Origin of the sequence: Pseudomonas abyssi (genome assembly GCF_002307495.1) — a bacterium.
Taxonomy (GTDB): Bacteria; Pseudomonadota; Gammaproteobacteria; order Pseudomonadales; family Pseudomonadaceae; genus Halopseudomonas; species Halopseudomonas abyssi.
Genome location: NZ_NTMR01000072.1, coordinates 1 through 708 on the forward strand (window position 1 = coordinate 1; position 708 = coordinate 708).

General features: G+C 58.3%; 1 pseudogene. It reads right to left on the reverse strand.

The annotated features are described in order from the left end of the window. Positions 1-708, reverse strand: a pseudogene (locus CNQ84_RS20270) (IS3 family transposase); the annotation flags it as partial.

The following is a 708-nucleotide window of genomic DNA, read 5'->3' on the forward strand; positions in this document are numbered from 1 at the left end:
GCATCAATAGCCAGGTCGCTGGTCATCTGCGGCTTCATTGACCAACCGATTACCTGCCGCGAGAACAGATCGAGCACCACCGCCAAATACAACCAGCCCTCATAGGTGCGGATGTAGGTGATGTCCGTGACCCAGACCTTGTTGGGTTCGGTGACATTGAACCGACGCTCCAGATGATTCGGTGAGGCCGCTGGAGGCTTGCCGCCATAGCGGCCCGGTCGACGACGATACCCTGTCTGTGAGCGCAGCCCTTCCAGGCGCATCAGTCGAGCAACACGATGCTTGCCGCATGCTTCTCCAAGCTCACGCAGGTCGTCGTGGATTTTGCGGTAGCCGTAAACGCCACCGCTCTCTAGCCACGAGTGCTTGATCAGGCCAAGCAGACGTTGGTCATCCTTGGCTCGTGCCGACTTCGGTTCAGCCAGCCAGGCGTAGTAACCGCTGGCATGTACTTTCAGGGTCAGGCAAAGCCGGCGAACGGAATAGTCTGCGGATAGCTGACTGATGAGGGCGTACTTCAGCCGCACTCCTTGGCAAAGTACGCGGCGGCCTTTTTTAGGGTGTCTCGCTCTTCGGTCACGCGCTTGAGTTCGGCACGTAGACGACGCAGCTCAGCTTGCTGGTCGTCTTCTTGCACGCGTTGCTTTTCAGGTTTGCTGTAGCGCTTAACCCAGGCATACAGGCTGTGGGTCGACATGCCCAAACGAG